The organism is Serratia sp. ME47 (assembly GCF_903970925.1).
In the GTDB taxonomy this organism is placed as follows: domain Bacteria; phylum Pseudomonadota; class Gammaproteobacteria; order Enterobacterales; family Enterobacteriaceae; genus Serratia; species Serratia ureilytica.
The window spans coordinates 1-22,192 of sequence record NZ_CAJCKE010000004.1 but is presented as its reverse complement, the minus strand read 5'-3'; the positions used below and the strand labels follow the sequence as shown (position 1 = coordinate 22,192).

The window sequence follows — 22,192 nt, the reverse complement described above, 5'->3', positions numbered from 1 at the left end:
CTTGCCGGCGACCGCCAAAAATTCCTGAAGACGCGCCATCGCCGCGCCTTATTCGCCGTTACATTAACCGTGGAATACTGCCATGCCTGCTTATTTTGCCCCACGCGCTTTGCTCCCTGAGGGCTGGGCGCATAACGTCCGGCTGGACGTCGATGCGCAAGGTTATCTGACTCAAGTTACCGCCAACGCTGAACCGCAAGGCTGCACCCGGCTGCACGGCGATGCGGTGCCGGGCATGCCGAACCTGCACTCCCACGCCTTTCAGCGCGCGATGGCCGGGTTGGCGGAAGTGGCGGGCAACCCGCAGGACAGCTTCTGGACCTGGCGCGATCTGATGTATCGGCTGGTGCAGCGCCTGACGCCGGAGCAGGTGGAGGTGGTCGCCCGTCAACTGTATATCGAAATGCTCAAGGGCGGATATACCCAGGTGGCCGAATTCCACTACCTGCATCACGACGCCGACGGCAAGCCTTACGCCGATCGCGGTGAGATGACCGGCCGCCTCAGCGAGGCCGCGTATCATGCCGGCATCGGCATGACGATGCTGCCGGTGCTGTACAGTTACGCCGGTTTTGGCGCCCAGCCGGCCCAGCCGGGGCAGAAACGGTTTATCCAGGACACCGAAAGCTATCTGCAACAGCAGCAGGTGATTGCTCGCCAACTGGCGGATCGCCCGTTGCAGAATCACGGTCTGTGTTTCCATTCGCTGCGCGCGGTGGAACTTGGCCAGATGCAACAGATTTTGGCCGCGTCGGATCGCACCTTGCCGGTGCATATTCATATCGCCGAGCAGCAAAAAGAGGTGAACGACTGCCTGGCGTGGAGCGGGCAGCGACCGGTGGCCTGGCTGTATGACCATCTGCCGGTGGATCAGCGCTGGTGTCTGGTGCACGCCACCCATCTGGATCGCGATGAGCTGGAAGCGCTGGCGCGCAGTCGCGCGGTGGCCGGCCTGTGCCCGACCACCGAAGCCAACCTCGGCGACGGCATTTTCCCCGGCGACGCCTATCTGCAGCAGCAGGGGCGTTGGGGCATCGGCTCCGACAGCCACGTTTCGCTCAACGTGGTGGAAGAGCTGCGCTGGTTTGAATATGGGCAGCGGCTGCGCGATCAGCGCCGCAATCGCCTGACGACACCGCAGCAATCGGCGGTGGGCGATGTGCTGTATCACCAGGCGCTGCAAGGCGGCACGCAGGCGTGCGGCGCGCCGATCGGCCGCTTGCAGAGCGGCTATCGCGCCGACTGGCTGGTGCTGGACGGCGACGATCCGTATTTGGCGGCGGCGCCGGATGCCTCGATCCTCAACCGCTGGCTGTTCGCCGGCGGCAAAGAGCAAATTCGCGACGTGTTCGTCGGCGGCCGACAGGTGATCGAGCAGGGGCGGCACGCGCTGCAGCAGCAGAGCAGCGCCGAGTTCCTGCAGGTGCTGAAAACCTTTCAGCAGGAGGCGTGATGAGCCTGACCCGTTTTAATTTCGCTGGGTTGCCGGTCAGCCCGTGGCGCAACGGCGGCGGGGAAACCCGTGAAATCGTCAGTTGGCCGCCGGGCGAGCCGGATTTCGACTGGCGCGCCAGCATCGCCACCATCGCGCAGGACGGGCCGTTTTCCGCCTTTGCGGGCATCGATCGTTCGATCACGCTGCTGGAAGGCGACGGCGTGCGGCTGTTCAGCGCCGGGCATATCGACCATCAGTTGGCGCGTATCGGGGAGCCGTTCGCCTTTTCCGGCGACGTGGCGCTGGAAGCGACGCTGCTGGGCGGCGCCAGTCAGGATTTCAACATCATGACGCGCCGCGGCCGGCTAGCGGCGCAGGTGCAACGCAGCGCCGAGCCGCTAACCTTGCCGCCGGGGCGGGCGGGGGTGCTGTATGTGCTGAGCGGGCTCTGGTCGCTGCCGGGGGGCGGCGAACTGAGCGCGCGCGAGGGCGTCTGGTGGACGGCATCGGCGGCGGGGGGCGACGTGGCGCCGTTAAGGGCCGGCAGCGCTATCCTGTGGGCGGACATCACACCCCGTTAACGCAGAGTAGAGTCCTGCGCCCGGTTATGGGATTATTCACTTTTTCCCATTAATCATAAAGAAGGGCGCATGGCTTCGCTGAAAGACGTCGCAAAACTTGCCGGAGTCTCGTTGATGACGGTGTCCCGCGCCATCAATGATCCCGGCAAGCTGCGGCCGGAAACCTACCGCCGCGTCAAACAAGCTATCGATCGGTTGGACTATGTGCCGGATCTGTCGGCGCGGCGTATTCGCGGTGACGGAAATCGCGTGCAGACGCTCGGCGTGCTGGCGCTGGACACCGCCACGACGCCGTTCTCGGTGGAAATGATCCTGTCGATTGAGAAAACCGCGCGCGAGCGCGGCTGGAACAGCTTCGTCGTCAACCTGTTCGCCGACGACAACGCCGAACAGACCGTCGATCTGCTGCTGGCGCATCGGCCGGATGGGGTGATCTTCACCACGATGGGGCTGCGTGAGGTGACGCTGCCGGCCAAACTGCTGGACAAAAAGCTGGTGTTGGCCAACTGCGTCAGCCCGGCGCATTCGATCGCCAGCTACATTCCTGATGATGAGCAAGGGCAGTATGACGCGACGCGCACGCTGATCGCCAAAGGCTATCGCGCGCCTTTGTGCATTCATTTACCGGCGGATACGCTGGCGGCGGGGCTGCGCCGCCGCGGTCTGGAACGCGCCTGGCGCGAAGCGGGGCGCGATGTTGAACAGCTGCGGCAGTATCATCTCGATCTGAGCGCCGGCGATCAAAGCTATCGCGACTGCGTAGCGTTGCTGGAGCGGCATTTTTCCGCCGGCCGGCGCGATTGCGATGTCGTGGTGTGTGGGAACGATCGGATAGCGTTTCTGGCGTATCAGGTATTGCTGGCGCAAGGATGGCGGATACCGCAGCAGGTGGCGGTGCTGGGCTACGACAATATGGTCGGCACCGGCGAGCTGTTCCTGCCGGCATTGACGACGGTGCAGCTGCCGCATTATGAACTGGGTCGTCTTGCGGCGCTGCATGTGATTGAGCGGCGGGAACAGCGTGATACGGTGAAAGTGCCTTGCCCGCTGCTGGAACGTGGTTCGCTGTAAGCGCACCGGGGGCGTCGCTGCGCGCCCGGTGCTCATTCCCATTACCCCCAGATGCTTGCCAACTGCCATCCCGTGATGGGCTCGAACAGCGCCCGGCCGCCTTCGGCGAACAGGCTGAGGCGGCGATGGCCCGCCGTCGGATAGATGCGGCTGGTCAGGCAGGCCTGCCCCTGATTAACGAAGATCTCCAGCGAGGAGCGATCGATAAAGATCCGCAGCGACAGGATGTCACCCTCCGGCAGCGGCACACTGCGGCAGGTGCACAGCGCCGGGTGTTCATTAAAACGCTCCAGCACCAATCGGTGTGACTGATTGTCGACGAACAGCCGCGCCGCACTCCCAATGGCCAGACCGTACCGCTCGGCGTCGCTGTCGGCCGGTCTCAACGTCATGATGAGCTCCTGCATATCGTTCGTCAGCGGCAGATGCTGATTGGTCAGCGTCTGCGCCGACAACGTCTGCGATCCTCGGCGCAACGCCGCCAGTTCACGCGCCGGATTCATGCGGACGCTGCCGTCGGCGGCCAGCGTCAGCTCGCGTGGCAGGGTGAGGGCGCCGGCCCAGCGGTGCGCTTTGCTGGGCATCGGTGATTCCCACATATCCATCCAGGCAAACAGCAGCCGACGGCCGTCGGCGGCGGTGAAGGTCTGCGGCGCATAGAAATCGTGGCCGGCATCCAGCTCGCAGAAGGGCTGCGTTACCGTAAAGTCGCCGTCCGGCCGCCAATGGCCGAGCAGATAGCCGCTCTGGAAGCGATTGCGGTAGCGGTAGCCCTGCGCCGCCAGCCCCTGCGGCGAAAACAGCAGCAGGTGTTGCTCCCCCAGCGGAAAGAAATCCGGGCATTCCCACATATAGCCCTGATGCGCCGTTTGCGCGCCGGCCAGCACCCGATCGAAGCGCCAGGCGCGCAGGTCGGCAGAGCGGTACAGGCGCACCTGGCCCAGGCCGTTTTCTTTGGCGCCGACCACCAGCCACCATTCGCCGTTTTCGCGCCAGACTTTCGGATCGCGAAAATGCTGAATGCCGTCCGGCGGGGCCAGTACCGGTCCGTGCTTGACGAAGCGTATGCCGTCTTCGCTGGTGGCCAGACATTGCACTTCCCGCACCTGGCTGTCGTCACCGGGTTCGCCCAACCACACGTGGCCGGTGTAAAGCAGCGTCAGCACGCCGTTGTTATCCACGGCGCAGCCGGAAAAACAACCGTCTTTGTCATAGGGCGAATCGGGCGCCAGGGCGATGGGCTGGTGCTGCCAGCGTATCAGATCGCGGCTGGTCGCATGCCCCCAGTGCATGGGGCCCCAGTGTTCGCTATAGGGGTGATGCTGGAAGAAGGCATGATAGACGCCGTCAATACAGATCAGGCCGTTGGGATCGTTGATCCAGCCGGCGGCCGGTGCGAGATGGAACTGCGGATAATAATCGTCTTGGCGCTCTGCGCACAGGGCTTCGACCGCATGGTCGGCTTGAGCTAAAGCAGTGTTCATTGGACAGACTCACTTGATTTAATGGCGGATGGAAAGGGCGTTGCCGTGGCGGAGCGTTCGCCGCGCAGCAAGAAACAGGAGACAAGCGTGGTGGCGGCGACCGCGCAGCCCATCAGCAGATAGGTATCGGCAAAGCCGATGCGGTCATAACCGTAGCCCGCCAGCGGCGACAGGAAGCTGGCCATCACCTGGGTGATGAACTGGAAGCCTACCAGGTACAGCGTGGAGGAGAGTCGGCTGTCGAAGCGGCTGGCGATGTATTTGAAGATAGCGATCAGCAGGATTGGCAATTCTACGGCGTGCAGCAGTTTCATGGCGGAGATCATCAGGGCGCCGCTGACCAACCCGGAACCGAACATGCGCAGCGCCATCACGCTGCCCGCCAGCAACAGCCCCTGCTTGGCGCCGATACGGTTTACCAGCAGCGGGGCCAGGAACATGCCGCCGGCTTCGAGGAAGACCTGCAGCGAGTTGAGAAAACCGTACATCTCGTTGCCCTGTGCGCGAGAAGCGAACTGTGAAGCGAAGTAGACAGAAAATTGCTGATCGAAAACGTTGTATACGCTGATCCCCAGCACAAACACCACCAGCGCCCAGAAGCCCGGCATGCGCAGCAGCGCCAGCGCGTCCTGCAGCCGCAGGTTCTCCGGTTTGCCGAACGCCAGGCCGGCCATGGCGTTCGGCTTCAGCTCGCGCACCTGACTGAGCAGCAACAGGAACACCACGGCGGCGGCGGAGGCCAGCCAGAAATTGATGTTCGGATTGATATTGAAGATAAAACCGGCCACAAAGGTGGCGCTGGCCCAGCCGAGCGAGCCCCACATGCGGGCGCGACCGAACTCGAAACCGCTGATGCGGCTGACGCGCTCGGTATAAGACTCCAGCGCGCCGATGCCGGCGAAGAAGGTCGCGCCGATGAACACCCCGCCGACCAAAGCGCCGAGCGGCAGGCTGCTCGCCAGCAGCGGGGCATAAACGTAGATAAAGAACGGGCCGGTCAGCAGCAGCATCACGCCGAGAAACTGCAGCAGGTGTTTGCGCAGCCCAAGTTTGTCCTGAATAAAGCCGTACAACGGCTGTGCGCACAGCGCCACCAGCGAGATGGCGGAGAAGATCAGGCCGGTCTCGGCGCCTTTCAGCCCGATCTTTTGATTCAGCCACAGCGAGATCAGCGAAAAGCTGGAAGACCAGGTGAAGAAAAAGAAGAACAGCAGGCCGCTGAGCAGCACGTAATATTTTTTAGTTTCGCGGTTCATGGGTAGGGCCCCGGTGAGTGAAGTTAGCTCTATTGTTAACGTTAACTCGCGGATGGATGAAGCTGTCAGTTATCACTCATGCGATGTTAATCACAAAAGTTAACGTTAACATTATTGCGTTGTGATCATTATCACGAGTTGGAATGGGGGCGATGCGCCCCCGGAGGATTAACGTTCGTTCAGCGAGCGCAGATGATCGTCGCGGCGCAGCGTCATCAGCGCAAACAGGCTGACCACCGACGTGGCGACCACATAGTAGGCGGGAATGTCGATATTGCCGGTCTGTTTGATGAGGCCGGTGATAATCAGCCCGGCCGAGCCGGAAAACACCGCATTGGACAGCGAGTAAGCCAGCCCCAGGCCGGTATAGCGCACCCGGGTCGGGAACATCTCCGCCAGCATCGCCGGGCCGGGACCGGCCAGCAGGCCGACCACGGCGCCGGCGATCATGACTGCCAGCCCTTTGATCCACAGTGAGCTTTGCGCATCCTGCAACAGGTGCAGCAGCGGGAAGGTGAACAGGATCACCGCCGCCACCGCCGTCAGCATCACCGTTTTTCGTCCCAGCCTGTCGCTGATGATGCCCGCCGGCAGGATGGTCAGGGCGAAACCGACGTTGGCCAGCACCGTCGCCACCAGCGCCTGTTGGAAGGTGGCGTGCAGCGAGGTTTGCAAATAGGAAGGCATCACCACCAGGAAGGTATAGCCGGCGGCCGACCAGCCCATCATGCGGCCGATGCCGACCAGAATGGTTTTCACCACGCCGCCCAGCTTCGCTTCCGGCGGCGCGGCGGTGTGCTCCGCGGCGTGCTGCGCCTGGGTAAACGTCGGCGTTTCCTCAAGCTTGAGCCGCAGCCACAGCGCCACGGCGCCCATCGGCAGCGCCAGCAGGAAGGGAATGCGCCAGCCCCAGTCATGCAACTGCTGCACGCTCAGCAGCGCAGCCAGCAGCGCCACCAGCCCGGCGCCGGCCAACAGGCCGAGCGCGACGGTCAGCGATTGCCATGCGCCGAACAGCCCGCGCTTGCCCTTTGGGGCGAACTCGGTCATCAGCGACACGGCGCCGCCGAATTCGCCGCCGGCGAACAGCCCCTGGAACATACGCAGCAGCGTCAGCAGCAGCGGGGCGGCGACGCCGATCGAGGCATAGGTCGGCATGACGCCGATCAACGCCGTCGCCAGCGTCATCAGCAGCAGGACCGCAATCAGCGTCGGACGACGGCCGATGCGATCGCCGATGCGGCCGAAGATCACCGCGCCGATCGGCCGGCAGAAAAACGCCAGCGCGAAGGCGGCGTAGGTGAGGATCAGGCTGGTGATTTCATTTTCACCCTGCAGCGTGAAAAAATTGGCGGCGATAACGGTGGCCAGGAACCCGTACACCCCGAACTCGTACCATTCGATAAAGTTGCCGACCGAGCCGGCCAGCAACGCCTGACGCGAGCGGCGCGCGTCGAGAGTCTGTTGATTCATCCCCGTTCCCATACTTTTGATTTATTGTTCGTCAGTTCTAAATTTATACGACAAAACAATCAATTGATTTCAGCGGGAACTGTGAGGCGCGATTCACCAGAGCAACGGCGCCGGCTCGCGGCCGTTTTCGGCGTAGTACAGCGACGGCAGGAACTGCGCCAGATAGCTGAACTCGTTGTAGCAGTGGCGCATCAGGTTAAACCCGATGTCGTCCGACAGTTCGTCGTGGGCGTTGGCGCAGGCTTTACCCAGCAGGAAACGGCTGCGCAGCACGCACCCGTAGGGCGTATCGCGCGCCAGATGCAGCATTTCGCCGTCGCAGGGATCGCCGTTGTCATCCAACGCCACCTGGTCGCCGAAGCCGATGCGCGCGCACACGGCGGCGGAGAGCGCCTGCGCGTCACGCGCCTGGCGCAGCGGTTGCGGCGCGAAGAAGTCCTCGGCGGCGTGGAATTTGAGGCGCGCCGCGACCGGCGGCAGCTCCGCCAGCCATTCGACCGCTTCGATGCTGGCGCCGACGTAGCTTTCCCCTTTTTTCCAATGGCGGTCCCAGCCGCGATGTTCGACGTGATCGTGCGGGTGCCACCAGTTGATGTGCTGCGTGTTCTCAAAGAAGGTGAACCACCAGTCCAGCATGCGCCCCTTGCAGCCGTGCAGATCGGTACGGACCGCGACGGTCAGCAAACCGTCGGCGCTGCGACTCAGCCCCATCTCCAGCCGCAGCGGTTCAGGTTTGAGCAACTCGTTGATATCGTTAACGCCCCACGGCGCCAGCAGGGAAGGATGTGTCATAATGGGTTCCTGTTTTATTTTGGAAACGAATTGTGTTTCCAAAATAAAACTATGCCGCTATGCTGAGTCTGTCAATGCTTGTGAGGAATAAATATGGCGAACCCGAATGAAGAACCGCTGCGTGCTCGCGGCCGGCCGGCCACGCCGGAAACGGCGCTGCGCGCCGCGCTGGCGCAGGCGACGCTGGCGCTGTTGCTCGACGGCGGCTATGCCGCAGCAACGGTGGATGCGGTGGCGAAACGCGCCGGGGTGGCTAAAAAAACCCTGTATCGCTTTGCGGCCAATCGCGACGAACTGGTGGCGCAGGCGGTGAGCGGCTGGACCGATGCGTTTCAGCCGGCTTTCGCCCAGGATGCCGGGCGGTGGGAGGCGGTGGCGCCGCTGTTGGAAAAAGGGCTGAAGGCGGTGGCGCAGCAGGTATTGAGCGCCGAAGCGGTGGGGATGTTTCGGCTGCTGCAAAGTGAGTTTCCGGGGCGCGAGGCGCTGCTGGACAGCTACCAGCGCAACGGCATTCTGCGCGGACGGGCGACGGTGGCGGACTGGCTGCGGCGCCAGCAGCAGTGCGGGTGGCTGCGTGAGCGCGACTGGGCGCAAACCAGCGATCTGCTGTTGGCGATGGCCATTGCCGAACCGCTGCGGCAGATGACGCTGGGGCTGTTGCCGCCCGGCAGCGCGATCGACGAGCGCATCGCGGCGGCGGTGGCGCTGATGATGCCGGGTTTGCTGGCGGAAGGATGAAAACAAGAAAGGGCCGAAAGTTCGGCCCTTAAACAGCAGGATGCAAAACGTCTGCGTTACAGCTTCGGCCCGGCGTTCACCAGCTTTTCGCCCGCCTGGGTGACGGTATATTTGGCGAAGTTATCGATAAAGCGCTGCGCCAGATCCTGCGCTTTCTCCTGCCACAGCGATTCGTCGGCGTAGGTTTTGCGCGGATCGAGGATCGACGGATCGACGCCCGGCAGCGCGGTCGGCACTGCCAGCCCGAAGATCGGCAGCGTGAAGGTGTCGGCCTGCTCAATGTCGCCATTCAAGATGGCGTCGATGATGCCGCGCGTATCTTTGATCGAGATACGCTTGCCGCTGCCGTTCCAGCCGGTGTTGACCAGGTAAGCCTGGGCGCCGGCGGCCTCCATGCGTTTCACCAGCACTTCAGCGTATTGCGTCGGGTGCAGCGTCAGGAACGCGGCGCCGAAGCAGGCGGAGAAGGTCGGCGTCGGGGCGGTGATGCCGCGCTCGGTGCCGGCCAGCTTGGCGGTGAAGCCGGACAGGAAGTGGTATTGGGTCTGCTCCGGCGTCAGGCGCGACACCGGCGGCAGCACGCCGAAGGCGTCGGCGGTCAGGAAGATGATCTTGCGCGCGTGGCCGGCTTTGGACACCGGTTTGACGATGTTCTCGATGTGATAAATCGGGTAAGAGACGCGGGTGTTCTCGGTTTTGCTGGCGTCGTCGAAGTCGATGCTGCCGTCGGCCCGCACGGTGACGTTTTCGAGCAGCGCATCGCGGCGGATCGCCTGATAGATTTCCGGCTCCGCCTGCGGCGACAGCTTGATGGTTTTGGCGTAGCAGCCGCCTTCGAAGTTGAACACGCCGTCGTCGTCCCAGCCGTGCTCGTCATCGCCGATCAGCTGGCGTTTCGGATCGGTGGAGAGGGTGGTTTTGCCGGTGCCGGACAGGCCAAAGAACACCGCGACGTCGCCTTGCTCGCCGACGTTGGCCGAGCAGTGCATCGAGGCGATGCCCTTCAGCGGCAGCAGATAGTTCATGATCGAGAACAGGCCTTTCTTCATCTCGCCGCCGTACCAGGTGCCGCCGATCAGCTGCATGCGCTCGGTCAGGTTGAAAGCGACGAAGTTTTCCGAGTGCAGCCCTTGCTGCTGCCAGTCCGGATTGGTGCATTTGGCGCCGTTCAACACCACGAAGTCCGGCTCAAAGTCCGCCAGCTCGGCGTCGCTTGGGCGGATAAACATGTTTTTCACGAAGTGCGCCTGCCAGGCCACCTCGGTGATGAAGCGCACCTTCAGGCGCGTATCGGCGTTGGCGCCGCAGAAGGCATCCACCACGAACAGACGCTTGCCGGAGAGCTGGTTGCCCACCAGCGTCTTCAGATGCTGCCAGACTTCCGGCGACAGCGGCTGGTTGTCGTTCTTGCCGGTACCGTTGTCGGACCACCAGACGGTGTCGCGCGTGGTGTCGTCGCGCACGATGTATTTGTCTTTCGGCGAACGGCCGGTAAATTCGCCGGTCGCGACGTTGACCGCACCCAGTTGGGTGAGGGTGCCGCGTTCCAGCGGCGGCAGGTCGGCGCGGGTCTCTTCAGCGAACAGCAATTCATAGCTGGGGTTATAGACGATGTCGGCGGCCTGATGGATGCCGTAGCGAGCGAGGGTTTGTGGGGTAACAGCGCGTGAAGACATATTCTACTTCCTTATGAGTCATATTATGCCTTTTTCCCGTACGGTGCCGCGCGCGGGATTAAGGTTCGGATCAAGCTGACCGGATTCAGCTAATGGCGTTTCCGGTTCTTTATTAATAAAGCAGGGGGATTTTTCGCCCTCCTATAGCATAGCAGCGAATTTAAGCCTGATTACTTTAATTACAAAATGCTGACGATAATTAATTAAAACCAACCTTGGCGGAGGGTCACAATATTGAATTCCCTCAGCGTAATTTAGTTTTGAATTTTTATTTTTTATCATATTGTCAGTGCTGTCTACTGTTTTATTTCTTATTAAAAAAAGCGAAATCCGCAATAGGATTTTTGTAATTAGTTGTTTTCACTTGGCTATGGCGGGATTGTTGCGCCAGGTGAATCTAACCGTACTGTACGCTTGTCAGCAGGGTGAATAATGAAACAGATAAATGCAGAAATAGCCTGTGATAAAAATACGGCATCGTCCGAATCATCAGGATTAATTAATCAACTTCGTCAAACAGATATCGGTGCGGTGCCGATCGCGTTGTTTATCACGATTTGCGCCATCGTGGCGATTTCCGCCTATGCTAACTTCCTGCCGAAGAATATGATCGGCGGCCTGGCGGTGATAATGACGCTGGGCTTTGCGTTGGCGCAGTTGGGTAAAAGCATTCCCGTGCTGCGCGATATCGGCGGGCCGGCCATTCTGTGTTTGATGGTGCCGTCGGTGCTGGTCTACTTCAACGTGTTTCAGCCCAACGTCATGGGCACCGTCCATCTGCTGATGAAAGACGCCAACCTGCTTTATTTCGTCATCGCCAGTCTGGTGGTCGGCAGCATTCTCGGCATGAACCGGGTGATCCTGATCCAGGGGATGATTCGCATGTTCGTGCCGCTGGTGGTGGGCACGGTCACGGCGGTGATCACCGGGCTACTGGTGGGGAAACTGTTCGGCTTCACCTTCTATCACACCTTCTTCTTTATCATCGTGCCGATCATCGGCGGCGGCATCGGCGAGGGCATTTTACCGCTGTCGCTGGCCTATTCGGCGATCCTGGGATCGACGCCGGACGTCTACGTCGCGCAGCTGGCGCCGGCGGCGGTGCTGGGTAATATCTTCGCCATCGTGACCGCCGGGGTGCTGGCGCGCATCGGCATGCAGCGCAAGGCGCTGAGCGGCGACGGCATGCTGATCCGTTCGGCGCAGGAGAACGCGATGTTCGCCATCAAGGAACAAAGCGGCAACGTCGATTTCCAACTGATGGGCGGCGGGCTGCTGGTGATCTGCGCCTTCTTTATCGTCGGCGGCCTGTTCGAGCATATCGTGCATATCCCTGGCCCGGTGCTGATGATCCTGTTCGCGGTGCTGTGCAAATACTGCCGGGTGATCCCGGCTTCGATGGAGACCGGCGCGCACAGTTTTTATAAGTTCGTCTCCACCGCGTTGGTGTGGCCGCTGATGATCGGTCTGGGCATGCTGTACGTGCCGCTGGAAAGCGTGGTTGCGGTGTTCTCGGTCGGCTATGTGGTGGTCTGCGGCTCGGTGGTGCTGTCGATGGGGTTGGTCAGTTTCCTGATTGCGCCTTACCTGAAGATGTTCCCGGTGGAAGCGGCGATCGTCACCTGCTGTCACAGCGGCCTGGGCGGCACCGGCGACGTGGCGATCCTGTCGGCGTCCAACCGCATGGGGCTGATGCCGTTCGCCCAAATCGCTACGCGCATCGGCGGCGCTTCCACGGTCATTGGCGCGACGCTGTTGCTCGGTTGGTTAGTCTGAGTCCAGAGTGTGTTATGGATAGCCGGGGTTGGATTGCCCCGGTTTTTTTATACTTTTTTCGACATCGTGATAATGCTGATTATTACCTTGAAAATCATTCGCATGGCGGAAAATCCCTGTCACACTTTTGATAAGAAAAATCTGTTCTCGGTAAAATGTGTCTATTCTCTTCTCTTAAGGGATTATCGTTCTCATTCAGAGTGCCGATGGAAGGCGCCAGCGCATTACCGATATCCCCGTATTGATTCAACACCGGGCCGCTGCCGTTCAGGCAATCCGCCAGTTGGGGCATCCCCCCGATTGAATTGACGAATATGGAGATAAGGTTATGTCATCAAGCAATGCTTCCGTTAAGGCCGAAGGCGTATTAGCCCTGCTGGGCGCTTATAAACCCGATGAAGACGACACCATTACCGTGCTTCATCCGTCGAAAACGTTCGAGAATGCCGGCCTGGAACTGGTGCGCGGCGATCGCAGTTGGCACGACAAGGGCGTGACCGAAAAGCCGGTCTCCCTGACCTACAGCTTCTGGGAAAAGGCGCCGGGCAATATGTCGAGCATGAGCATCAGCGGCTTCAGCAGCTTTAACGCGGAACAGCGCGAGCAGGCCAAACTGTCGCTGCAGTCATGGTCCGACGTGGCCAACATCACCTTCACCGAGACCAGCAACACCGCCGCCGCCAACATCAAATTCGGTCTGTTCGATTACAGCTCGCGCGGCTCCTATGCCTTTGCGTATAACCCGGATTCATCGCCTTCGGTCGCCGGTCAAACCTGGTATAACGCCAAGAACCACACCTTCGTCAACAACCAGATCCATGAAAACGAGTACGGCCGCCAGACCTTCACCCATGAGATCGGTCATGCGCTGGGGTTGCAGCACCCGGGCGACTATAACGCCGCGCCGGGCGTCAGCATCACCTACGCTAAAGACGCGACCTACTTCGAAGACAGCCGCGCCCACAGCCTGATGAGCTATTTCAGCGAAAGCAACACCGGGCAGGACTTTAAAGGCGCGTACTCTTCCGGGCCGTTGCTCAATGACATCACGGCGATCCAGCATTTCTATGGCGCCAACATGAACACCCGCACCGGCGACACGGTTTACGGTTTCAATTCCAACACCGATCGCGACTTCCTCACCGCCACCGGCGCGCAGGACAAGATAATCTTCACCGCCTGGGATGCCGGCGGCAACGACACCTTCGACTTCTCCGGCTTCGGCCAAAATCAGCGCATCAACCTGAATGAAAAGGCGTTCTCGGACGTTGGCGGCCTGAAAGGCAACGTGTCGATCGCGGCGGGCGTAACGATTGAAAACGCCATCGGCGGGTCGGGTAACGATGTGCTGGTCGGGAACGCCGCCGATAACGTGCTCAAGGGCGGCGCGGGCGATGATGTGTTGTACGGCGGCAAAGGGGCGGATCAGCTGTGGGGCGGCGCCGGCAAGGACACCTTCGTCTACTTCGCGGCGGATGAGTCGACGGCGGCGGCGCCGGATTGGATCCGCGACTTCGTGCGCGGCGAGGACAAGATCGATCTGACGCTGTTCAACACCGGCAGCGCCGACGGCATCCGCTTCGTCGATCAGTTCAGCGGCAAGGCGGGCGAGGCGAAGCTGAGCTACGATGCGCAAAATCACGTCAGCGATGTGGCGATCAACCTGGGCGGCGCCTTTGACGGCAACGATTTCCTGGTGAAAGTGGTGGGGCAGCCGCTGGATGCCGGCGATTTCGTGTTGGCGTAATGCAGGCAACAAAAATAGGGCGTTTTGGGCAAAAACCCGACAATTCCTATTAATTACGTCATATTAGCGTGACATAGTAGCGCGCAGAAGGCCGGGCTTGCATACCTCGGGCTTCTGTCGGATCGCCAACCTTTTCGGTTGGCGATTCATTTTCCGCCTTTCAGCATGTTGATGGCGGCGCCGAGCAGGATACGCCGTTCGATGTCGTTGCTCTCGGCCAGCTGCCGCGCCAGATGTTTCTCCAGCGTTTCCACCGACAGCTCCTCGCCGCGATGGCGCAGCTGCATCACGCTGTCGCCGATCAGGCGCGCGACTTCATCCCATACGGGTTTAATCTCCTGTTCCGAGAACGTCATGGCCTACACCTCGGTGGGTTGATTTTCGCCCAATGTAGCAGTTGAACTGCGGCTTCGCTACCGACGGCCAAAAACAGGAAGCATAAAAAACAAGCCATCAGTATTTCTTCTGGTTTTTGCGCTCAATACTTGCGGTGTCGAAAAGCAGGAGATCACAACATGAACTGGGTCGAAACCTTGGCGGAGTACTACCGCCTCAGCCGCACGGGTGAAACGCAACATTGGCTGTGCCGTCGCTGGTTGCCACAGGGGGAAGCGCGTCTGGCCTATTTGCGCGAGTTACTGGAGCCGACCGCGGCGCCGCGGCGGTGAGCAGGGTGCCGGCGGTTGGCCGGCGTCGTTTTATGGGATTAACCGAACGCTATCGCCGCCCAACGCAACAGCAACAACGCCAGGCAGATCAGCAGCAGCACCACCACCATTTTTCTGAGCTTGTTGCCCATGCGTTTTGTCGCCACGTCGCCCTCTCTTAACTGAAATACCATCCGCCGGCGATGGCGATGAGCAACAGCGTCGCCAACGCGACGCTGTTGAGTAAATCGCTGAAGGTATCGTCAGCATCGAAATCGTCTTGCCGCATGTTGCCGCCTGGCGTTGCCATTGAGTGAATAATGTTCACAGTATGCGCCCCGTAGCGCTGAAGGCACAGCGAAGAACGGTAAAAACTCGTAAAGACGGCGCTGGCATAACGCGCAGTCGCGCTTGTGACGGATGCAGACGGCCGCCAATACGTTGTACTATCCTGTCTGCATTGAGGCATTTTTCCAAAAGGTATAATCATGGCGACGGCAATTCCACAGAAATACGAGCACCTTGAGCGCTGGGCGTTCGGCGATACCGAACAGCAGGCCGATGAAGTGGTGCAATTGATTTTGAACGGCACCAAAACGGCGACCTGCTCCAACCTGGACGGCGAGGGCATCCCACAGGCCGGCGATCGGTTCCTGGTGGTGGACGGCAAGGGAGAGCCGGTCTGCGCGGTTGAGCTGACCGCGGTGGAAATGAAAACGTACGATCAGGTCGATGAAGCGCACGCCTTTGCCGAAGGCGAGGGCGATCGTTCGCTGGCGCATTGGCGCAAAGAGCTGCAGCGCTTCTTCGAAGAGTACGATCTGTTCTCGCCGGACATGACGCTGGTGCTGATGAATTTCAAAGTCGTCGATAAGTTCTAAACTGATGCGCGCCGTTCCCTACGAGTGCCAGTGGGCGAGCCCGGAGATGGCCGCCGATCTGATCGCCGGCCGCGCGACGCTGGCGCAAGACGAGAATTGGGCGCGCAGCGGCGCCCGCGATCGGGCGGAGTACGTCGAGTGGGCCAACCACGTGTGCGGCATGGCCTGCCTGAAAATGGTGCTGGGCCACCGCGACGGCGCAGCGCCGCCGCTGTTGGAACTGGCGCGCCGCAGCCTGCCTTATGGCGCCTATGTGCGTGAGAACGAGCGGATAAAAGGGCTGATTTACGCGCCGTTCGTCGAGTACGTGCGCGAGCAGTTCGCGCTGCAGGCGGAGGTGAAGGTGGGGCTGGCGGCCGCCGATGTGCCGGCGCTGCTTCATGAATGCCGCTACTTTATCGCCTCGGTGCATCCCGCCATTCGCCGGCCCGAGAGCATACCGCCGCAGCGGGGCGGGCATCTGGTGTTGATCACCGCCGCCGATGCGCAAAGCGTGACCTTCCATAATCCTTCGGGCGACAGCCCGGCGACGCGCGAGCGAGTACAGCTGTCACTCAACCGCTTCGCCCACTTCTTTGCCGGCCGCGGCATCGCCATCGCATAAAAAACGCGCTGTTTCTGATGAAAGCAGCGCGTCGTCAACCTACTGGATATATTTTCATGCCACCCGCATCACCCAGGCGTCCGTCTGTCGGTCGTAGTGTTGCTTGTACAGCAGCGACTGCTTGCCGTTGAGGATGGCCGGAATGCTGGTGTGTTCATCCCAGCCGTCGAGCTGCATGCACAGATCCGGATCGGACTTGCAGGGGATGCTCAGGGTGCCTGCACGGTCGGCGGTGGCGTGAAGATGCGCGTCATCGACCTCGAAGCTGCCAATTTTTACGACGGTTTTGCTCATGGGAACTCCTTGCTCAATGATGTGGTAGGAGGTTAGACCAGTCAGGTCATCGGTATGAGCATAGCCAAATGAGCAAAAAATGCCACATAAAAAATACATTCTGGCAACATTCGTGCCGGGCGGCTAGCGGCTGCGCTAGTAAGTCACGACATAGCTGACGTTATCCTGATAGGTGCCGACCGGCACTTCGGTCTGCGCCGGGTTGACGGCGGCGGTAAAGGGGATGCTTTGCGCCAGGCCAGTGCCGGTGCCGCTTTGCGCGTTGGTGCTGCTCCACACGGTGCTGGTATTGGGCAAATAGATCTGATACTGCAGGAAGTTGCTGGTGCCGCTGATCATTCGCCGCCAGCCGGTGATCGGGTTGTTGCCGTTGGTGAAGTAGGAGCTGTAAGACTGGGATTTGGTGCAGGTCAGCGTGATGCTTTGGTTGATCGGATTGAATTGCCCCACTAAGGCCATGCTGCCGAAGTTGACGTTGTTGGCGGTGTTGATCAGGCAACTCTTGGTGATGACCGCGGTGACGGTCACGGTGCTGGGTTGATTGGTGCCGTCCCACCAGATGCAAAGCCCTATCAGGCCCAGGCCGCAGATATGGTAGTTCCACACCAGGTTGATGGTATCGGTATAGGTGCCGGCGCTGACGTTCGCACCGACGACGGTTTTGATATACACCGGAAAGTTGACGTTGGAAGAGATCAGGATCAGCGACAGCAGATTCAGCGAGCTGTAATCGATGGTCTGGCCGACGCTATACGGATACTGGTAGTTCGAATCCGGGTAGATCAAATAAGAAATTTTATCGCCTGAGCCGTTGCCATTCAGCAGAGCCATGTTATTGGTGGTGGAAGCGATCTTGACTGTGACGGTGTTTTGCGACAGCAAATTGAGCCCGAGCCCGGTGCAGTTCAGCCCCGCGGTGCCCTGGGCGCTTATCTGGCCGTTGTAGACGGCGAAGGAGTTGCTGCTGGGCAGGGTAACCGTGCCGTTGGTGGTGGCGCAGTCCGCCAGCGCGCGTTGTCCACACATCAACAGCAGCGCCGCCAAAAAGATTTTCACTTGCCGAGACATCATTCTTCTTCTCCGTGTGTTACTGGCAGACGAGAGGGCCGACGCGTTGCAGCCCCTGCGGGTTGGCCAGGCTGAAACTGACCTGGCACGGCGGGCCGCCGTCGGCCGGGATTACGCTTAATCGGTTGTGTTGCTGCACCGGATCGATATAGGTCATGCCATCCCACCCGACGTAGCTTTGTTGATTGCCGCCGAGCACCGCCACCTGGCTGCCGTTGGCCAGCGGTTTGCCTTGCGCATCGACCAGCTCCACGTCGGCGGCGGACAGGCGCTGGACGGGGAATTCGACCAGGTAGCCGCTGTGATCGCGGATGGCGACGGTTTTTTCAACCGCCGGCAGGTTAACGTCCGCCGGTAAATTGAGCGGGTCGATTTGGAACTTGGCGTGGTAATACGAGGTGACGGTGGGCACCAGCAGATAACCTTTGTCGTTGGTGACGCCGATGCGCTGGTTCTCGTAGCTGACCGGAATGCCGGCGTAGCCGTCGGTCGATACCAGCGCGAAGGCATCGTTGATGGTGTTGGTGGCATAAACGCCGCCGTTCATCGCCACCAGAGAACCGCTGACTTCGCCCCAGCGGGTGTAGTCGTTACGGTTGCCATACAGCCCGGCGCGGGTTTCCAACAGCGAGGTGCGCCAGGTCACATCCGCCTGACGATAATCGCTGTTGCTGCCCTGGCCGCCGGCATAGGCCAGATTCCAACCGAAACCGCCGTCGGTCGGCGCGGCGCGGCTGTAAGCCACGCGTTCGCTCCAGCGGTTGCCGGCGTCGCGGGCGGTGCTGACGTTGGCGGTGCCCCAGGTATCGAACGGAATGCTGATCTGCAGCTGAGAGCTGTAACCGTCACCGCCAATCTCGCGGTTCGCCGAGGCGTACAGGCTGATGTTGCGCCACAGCGTCAGGCTGTACGACAGGTTGACCAGGCGAGTGCGCTGGCCGATGGCGTCGCGCACGTCGAAATAACCGGCGCCCAGGCTGCCGAAGCGGCTCAGGCCGATGCTGCCGGTCAGCTGATCGGTGCGGCGGCTCAGCCGATAGCTGCTCTTATAGGTGGAAAGATCGCCAAAGTCCGCGCTGCGCAGCACCCGTTGAGCGTTGAGGCTGAAATACTGATTGCTGTAGGTGTAGCTCAGGCTGGTTTGATCGCCGTGGCGGCCGGCGTACTGATAGACCGGCCCGGCATCCGGTTGCTGCACCGGTTGGCCGGTGACCGGATCGTAATACCGCGGCGTGACCGGAGGGGCGTTGAAAGCGTCGCGGCCCGCCTGGCTGTAGCTGTAGGAGGCGTTGAGCACCCCTAACTGCCCGATGCGCACGCCGGCGCCGGCGCCGGTGACCGCCAACTCCGCTGCACCTTCCGCCCGCCCTTCGATCGTGAGCCAGTCGGTGACGCCGTAACGCCCGCTGCCGCTGGCCACCCACTGGCCGTAGTCCGCGGATCGGTAACCGTAGTTTTGGCGCAGCGCGCCTGCCGACAGGCTGAAATCGCTCAACCCGGCCTGCAGCAGCGAACTGGCGACATAGAACGGCACCGTCGTGCTGATCTGGCGGCCGAGCGCATCGGTCGTCACCACCGTCGCCTGACCGGCGCCGTTGATGTAGGGCACGGTATTCAGGGTGAACGGGCCGGGATTCACGTTGGCGGAGGTGTTTTTATAGCTGTTGATGTACAGATCGACGCTGCTCGGCACGGCGGCCTGGCCGGAGAACTGCGGCAGCGGGTAGGTAATGAGATCCGGCCGCGTGGCGAAATTACGCGCTACCTGCAGACCGCCGACGCGCACCGAACTGGTCCAGGGCAGCGAGCCGGTCGTGAGATCGCCGGCGGTATAGCTGAGCATGGTGTCGTCGTCGCTGTAGCGCCAACTGCTGTCGTAGCGGATATAGCGATTGTTCTGCTGCGCGGCGGTCTCGCCGTTGAAGCTGCTGCGGAAAATGCCGGTGTTGGCGATAACGCCAAAGCCGTCGAACAGCCGCTGTTCGCTCCAGGCGGAAAAATAGCCCGGATTGCCGCGCCCGCCGCTTTGGCTGACGTAGGCGTCGTAATTCAGCAAGAATCCCAGGCTGCTTTGCGCCGGCAGCCGCTGCTCCGGGTTGGCGTCGCCGAGGGTTTGCCTGGGGAGCCAGTCGTTGGGCACCGAGATCAGCAACTGCTGCGTTTCGCCGCTGTAGGTGACGTCGACCTTATCCAGTTGATCGACGGCGATCTCTTTCACCTGTTTGTCCGTCACCGGCAGGCCGGCATCGATCAGCTGCTGAGGCGTTAAATAGTAATGGCCGCCGCGGTAGGCGACCGGCACGACTTTGCCGGTCGGGCGGCCGTTCACCACCGGCTCCAGATACAGCGTGGTATCCGGCATGCTGACGGCGCGGGGCGGCGGTGGCAAATCGTCGGCGGCGGCAGGCGGCGGGCACAGTTCTACCGCCATACAGAGTACGGCCAGGGCCAGCGGCTTGAGCTGCATGCCGCGTGAGGGCGATGGCGACATCCGCATCACCTGCGCCTCGGGCTCAGTAAGACGGGAGGGTTACGGGCTGTTTGTTGTCGTTGACCATCGCCTGCAGCTTGCCGGCGGCAAAACTGCCCGACGGCGGCAGGGCGAAACGCATTTGCGAACCCGGCAGCACATAGCCCAGCAGCCCGTTGTTGAGCGGCTTGCCCTGAATGCTGACCTGCGACAGACGAGCATGCACGATGCCGTCGTTGCGTACGTCGAGCCAGCGCTGGCTGTTTTGTTGCAGCAGCCGGTAGCTGAGCTTCGGCTGGTTGGCGGTGGCGTAGTCGCGCGGGTGCTCGAAGTCTTGCTTGGTCCAGACGCCTTTGCCGCTGACGAACAGCGGCACCGAATAACGCATCTGGAATTTCAGCCCCATCTGCGCGCCTTTGTCGGGCGCTGCGCCATCTTTATCTTTGATCGGCACTTCATCGACCAGGATGCGGTAAGCCCGCTCTTGTCCGGCGGCGGCCGGCGTCTGCTTGATCAGGCGAATCAGTTGGCGTTTGCCGGGGAGAATGGTGGCGACCGGCGGGCTGGCGAGCACCTCGCTCTGGTTGCGGTAATCGTCCTTACCGCCGGTTTGTTGCCAGCCCAGCACGCGAATTTGCATGTAAACCGGCTTGCTGTCGCGGTTTTCCAGCCACAGGGCCGTCGCCTGCTGGTTGTCTTCAATAACCGGATCGATGGGCCAAATCAGAATGGAGGCGGCGGCGAAGGCCTGCGGCTGGCCGGCTAACAACAATCCTGCCAGCAGAGGCAGGCGAAGCAGAGTACTACGCATAATGTGATCCTTTTAAAAGCTCAATAACTCACCGTCACTAAGACCGTATCGTTGTAGGTGCCGCTGGTGGGCAAGGTGCTGCTCGCCATTAAACTGGCGTAGATTTTTATTTCCTGCGTACTGCCGGTGGAGGAGACGGTTTGGGCGGCGCCGCCGTTGCCGCCGTCTCCCCACAAAACGGCGTAGTTGGCATCCTGGTAGAGCTGGTAAATCAGCGTTTCCGAGGTGACCGAGTTCAACAGCTTGCGCCCGCCGGCGATGGAGCCGGTCACGTTATTGCCGACGTTCAATCCCAGGGTGACGCTGAGCCCGGGGTTGCAGCGGATAAGGATCGAGCCGGCGCCGGCGCTCGAGACAATTTTTATCGGGCTGCTTAAAGACGCCACCTGGCCGAAGCTCATACTGCCGAACGAGGTAACGTTGGTGACGCCGCTACCGAGCACGCAGCCTTTGATGATCGAAGCATTGACCGTGAAGCCCTGGCTGACGGTATCGGCATGTGCCGCCGGAGCGCCAAGCAGCGCCGTCAGCAGCAGGGTGCGCAGCGTTCCGTTAATCACCAATTTATCGTCACCTGTACCGTGTCCGTATAAGTGCCCGTCGCCGGCGTAGCCTGCACCGGAATCATGCCGTACACCGGCAGCCAGACGCTTTGACCGGTGGCGGTCTGCGTCACGCCGGTGACGTTATCCCAGACGGTGGCGTAGCTGGCGCTGGTATACAGGTTGTAGTTCACGCGGGCGCCCGCCGCGCTTTGCAGATAGCGCGAAGCGGTATTGCCGCTCTGTCCGCCGCTGAGCAGCACCGTGTAACTGGTGCCGTTGTTGCAGTTGATCTGCAGTGCGCCGGCGTTCGCCTGGCCGGTCACTTTTATTGCCGTATTGAGGAAGTAAACCGTGCCGAAGTTAAAGGTGCCGAACGTGGTGTTGCCGCCGCTGGTGGTGCCTGCGACACAGGATTTGACCAAGGTGGCGCTGACGCCGACCGTCGCAGTGCTGACGTCGGCGCGGCAAGCGCCTGCCAACGACAGCAGCATGCAGGTGACGGCCAGGCGCGTCATGCTTACCAGGTGACGGTCATGGTGACGGTATCGCTGTACGCGCCTGCCGCCGGGGTGGTGCCCGCGGCGGGCACCAGACCATAGACGATCAACGGGACCGCCGAGCCGGTGCCGGTGCCGGTCAGCACGCCGGTGGTGCTGTTCCACGGCACGGCGTGGGCGCTGTCCTGGTAGAGGTTATAGCTGATGTAAGCGGGCACGCTGCTGGCCATGCGCCGCTGGCTGCCGGAGGCGTTGAGGCCGTTGTCCAGCGCCACGGTGTAGTTGGTGCCGGTGGTGCAGTTCAGCCCCAAGGTGCCGGTGCCGCCGCTGCCGGTGGCGCTGGCGG

The 22,192-nt window shown here is 61.2% G+C and carries 23 protein-coding genes; 9 read left to right on the top strand and 14 right to left on the bottom strand.

The annotated features are described in order from the left end of the window. The first annotated feature begins 82 nt into the window (after window positions 1-82). The 3 genes from H7A77_RS05710 (at window position 83) to H7A77_RS05700 (ending at window position 3,087) form a co-directional block, all read left to right on the top strand. A complete protein-coding gene (locus H7A77_RS05710; RefSeq protein ID WP_182073928.1) occupies window positions 83-1,453 on the top strand; it encodes a formimidoylglutamate deiminase in 1,371 nt (456 codons plus the stop codon). After that, window positions 1,453-2,016: a HutD family protein gene (locus tag H7A77_RS05705; RefSeq protein WP_033652099.1), complete on the top strand. Its 564-nt coding sequence runs from the start codon at window positions 1,453-1,455 to the stop codon at window positions 2,014-2,016. Before H7A77_RS05710 ends, H7A77_RS05705 begins: the two co-directional genes overlap by 1 nt. A 69-nt stretch (window positions 2,017-2,085) precedes the next feature. After that, window positions 2,086-3,087, top strand: coding sequence for a LacI family DNA-binding transcriptional regulator (locus H7A77_RS05700; RefSeq protein ID WP_033652100.1), 1,002 nt, complete (start codon window positions 2,086-2,088; stop codon window positions 3,085-3,087). Window positions 3,088-3,128: 41 nt separating this feature from the next. Here H7A77_RS05700 and H7A77_RS05695 read toward each other — a convergent pair whose 3' ends face one another. From H7A77_RS05695 to H7A77_RS05680, 4 genes are all read right to left on the bottom strand, one after another. Then, window positions 3,129-4,571: a glycoside hydrolase family 32 protein gene (locus H7A77_RS05695; RefSeq protein WP_182073927.1), complete on the bottom strand. Its 1,443-nt coding sequence runs from the start codon at window positions 4,569-4,571 to the stop codon at window positions 3,129-3,131. Continuing rightward, on the bottom strand, window positions 4,568-5,827 hold the full coding sequence (locus H7A77_RS05690; RefSeq protein WP_046898547.1) for an MFS transporter: 1,260 nt from the start codon (window positions 5,825-5,827) through the stop codon (window positions 4,568-4,570). The genes H7A77_RS05695 and H7A77_RS05690 overlap by 4 nt, the downstream gene beginning before the upstream one ends. Window positions 5,828-5,995: 168 nt before the next feature. Next, entirely contained in the window at window positions 5,996-7,300 is a 1,305-nt protein-coding gene (locus H7A77_RS05685) for an MFS transporter (RefSeq protein ID WP_042784313.1), read from the bottom strand. 93 nt (window positions 7,301-7,393) lie between these two features. Then, window positions 7,394-8,092: a DAPG hydrolase family protein gene (locus H7A77_RS05680; protein WP_025302572.1), complete on the bottom strand. Its 699-nt coding sequence runs from the start codon at window positions 8,090-8,092 to the stop codon at window positions 7,394-7,396. 93 nt (window positions 8,093-8,185) lie between these two features. On the opposite strand from H7A77_RS05680, the gene H7A77_RS05675 reads away from it, so the two are divergent. Next, the gene (locus tag H7A77_RS05675) at window positions 8,186-8,830 is read left to right on the top strand and encodes a TetR/AcrR family transcriptional regulator (RefSeq protein ID WP_033652106.1); all 645 of its coding nucleotides are present in this window, start codon (window positions 8,186-8,188) and stop codon (window positions 8,828-8,830) included. A 56-nt stretch (window positions 8,831-8,886) separates the two neighbouring features. Here H7A77_RS05675 and pckA read toward each other — a convergent pair whose 3' ends face one another. Then, window positions 8,887-10,506: a phosphoenolpyruvate carboxykinase (ATP) gene (pckA, locus tag H7A77_RS05670; protein ID WP_033642831.1), complete on the bottom strand. Its 1,620-nt coding sequence runs from the start codon at window positions 10,504-10,506 to the stop codon at window positions 8,887-8,889. A gap of 432 nt (window positions 10,507-10,938) precedes the next feature. Between pckA and H7A77_RS05665 the strand changes: the two genes are divergently transcribed. Both H7A77_RS05665 and H7A77_RS05660 read left to right on the top strand, forming a co-directional pair. Beyond that, entirely contained in the window at window positions 10,939-12,282 is a 1,344-nt protein-coding gene (locus H7A77_RS05665) for a 2-hydroxycarboxylate transporter family protein (protein WP_182073926.1), read from the top strand. Between the two features lie 328 nt (window positions 12,283-12,610). After that, window positions 12,611-14,029, top strand: coding sequence for a serralysin family metalloprotease (locus tag H7A77_RS05660; RefSeq protein ID WP_033652108.1), 1,419 nt, complete (start codon window positions 12,611-12,613; stop codon window positions 14,027-14,029). A gap of 146 nt (window positions 14,030-14,175) precedes the next feature. On the opposite strand, the gene H7A77_RS05655 is transcribed toward H7A77_RS05660, so the two are convergent. Further along, window positions 14,176-14,385 carry a hypothetical protein gene (locus H7A77_RS05655; RefSeq protein ID WP_182073925.1) on the bottom strand — a complete coding sequence of 70 codons (210 nt, stop codon included), beginning with the start codon at window positions 14,383-14,385 and terminating at the stop codon, window positions 14,176-14,178. Between the two features lie 159 nt (window positions 14,386-14,544). On the opposite strand from H7A77_RS05655, the gene H7A77_RS05650 reads away from it, so the two are divergent. After that, entirely contained in the window at window positions 14,545-14,697 is a 153-nt protein-coding gene (locus H7A77_RS05650) for a hypothetical protein (protein ID WP_162837208.1), read from the top strand. 38 nt (window positions 14,698-14,735) lie between these two features. On the opposite strand, the gene yniD is transcribed toward H7A77_RS05650, so the two are convergent. Further along, a complete protein-coding gene (yniD, locus tag H7A77_RS25560; RefSeq protein ID WP_255443855.1) occupies window positions 14,736-14,828 on the bottom strand; it encodes a small membrane protein YniD in 93 nt (30 codons plus the stop codon). Between the two features lie 336 nt (window positions 14,829-15,164). Between yniD and H7A77_RS05645 the strand changes: the two genes are divergently transcribed. Together H7A77_RS05645 and H7A77_RS05640 are read left to right on the top strand one after the other, a co-directional pair. Further along, window positions 15,165-15,557, top strand: a complete 393-nt coding sequence (locus H7A77_RS05645; RefSeq protein ID WP_033638276.1) for an ASCH domain-containing protein — start codon at window positions 15,165-15,167, stop codon at window positions 15,555-15,557. Window positions 15,558-15,561: 4 nt separating this feature from the next. After that, the gene (locus tag H7A77_RS05640) at window positions 15,562-16,161 is read left to right on the top strand and encodes a C39 family peptidase (protein WP_042784320.1); all 600 of its coding nucleotides are present in this window, start codon (window positions 15,562-15,564) and stop codon (window positions 16,159-16,161) included. A gap of 54 nt (window positions 16,162-16,215) precedes the next feature. Here H7A77_RS05640 and H7A77_RS05635 read toward each other — a convergent pair whose 3' ends face one another. The 7 genes from H7A77_RS05635 to H7A77_RS05605 form a co-directional block, all read right to left on the bottom strand. Then, the gene (locus H7A77_RS05635; protein ID WP_033652110.1) at window positions 16,216-16,455 is read right to left on the bottom strand and encodes a YebV family protein; all 240 of its coding nucleotides are present in this window, start codon (window positions 16,453-16,455) and stop codon (window positions 16,216-16,218) included. A gap of 135 nt (window positions 16,456-16,590) precedes the next feature. Next, window positions 16,591-17,526 carry a spore coat protein U domain-containing protein gene (locus H7A77_RS05630; RefSeq protein WP_182073924.1) on the bottom strand — a complete coding sequence of 312 codons (936 nt, stop codon included), beginning with the start codon at window positions 17,524-17,526 and terminating at the stop codon, window positions 16,591-16,593. 16 nt (window positions 17,527-17,542) lie between these two features. Next, complete coding sequence (locus H7A77_RS05625; RefSeq protein WP_370528299.1) at window positions 17,543-20,014, bottom strand: fimbria/pilus outer membrane usher protein; 2,472 nt, start codon at window positions 20,012-20,014, stop codon at window positions 17,543-17,545. A 22-nt stretch (window positions 20,015-20,036) separates the two neighbouring features. Then, window positions 20,037-20,804: a molecular chaperone gene (locus tag H7A77_RS05620; RefSeq protein WP_033642837.1), complete on the bottom strand. Its 768-nt coding sequence runs from the start codon at window positions 20,802-20,804 to the stop codon at window positions 20,037-20,039. A 20-nt stretch (window positions 20,805-20,824) separates the two neighbouring features. Then, entirely contained in the window at window positions 20,825-21,340 is a 516-nt protein-coding gene (locus H7A77_RS05615; RefSeq protein WP_049866716.1) for a spore coat U domain-containing protein, read from the bottom strand. A 20-nt stretch (window positions 21,341-21,360) separates the two neighbouring features. Further along, window positions 21,361-21,864 carry a spore coat U domain-containing protein gene (locus tag H7A77_RS05610; protein WP_033642839.1) on the bottom strand — a complete coding sequence of 168 codons (504 nt, stop codon included), beginning with the start codon at window positions 21,862-21,864 and terminating at the stop codon, window positions 21,361-21,363. Between the two features lie 2 nt (window positions 21,865-21,866). Then, the coding region (locus H7A77_RS05605; RefSeq protein ID WP_182073922.1) for a spore coat protein U domain-containing protein at window positions 21,867-22,192 on the bottom strand (326 nt) is incomplete at its 5' end.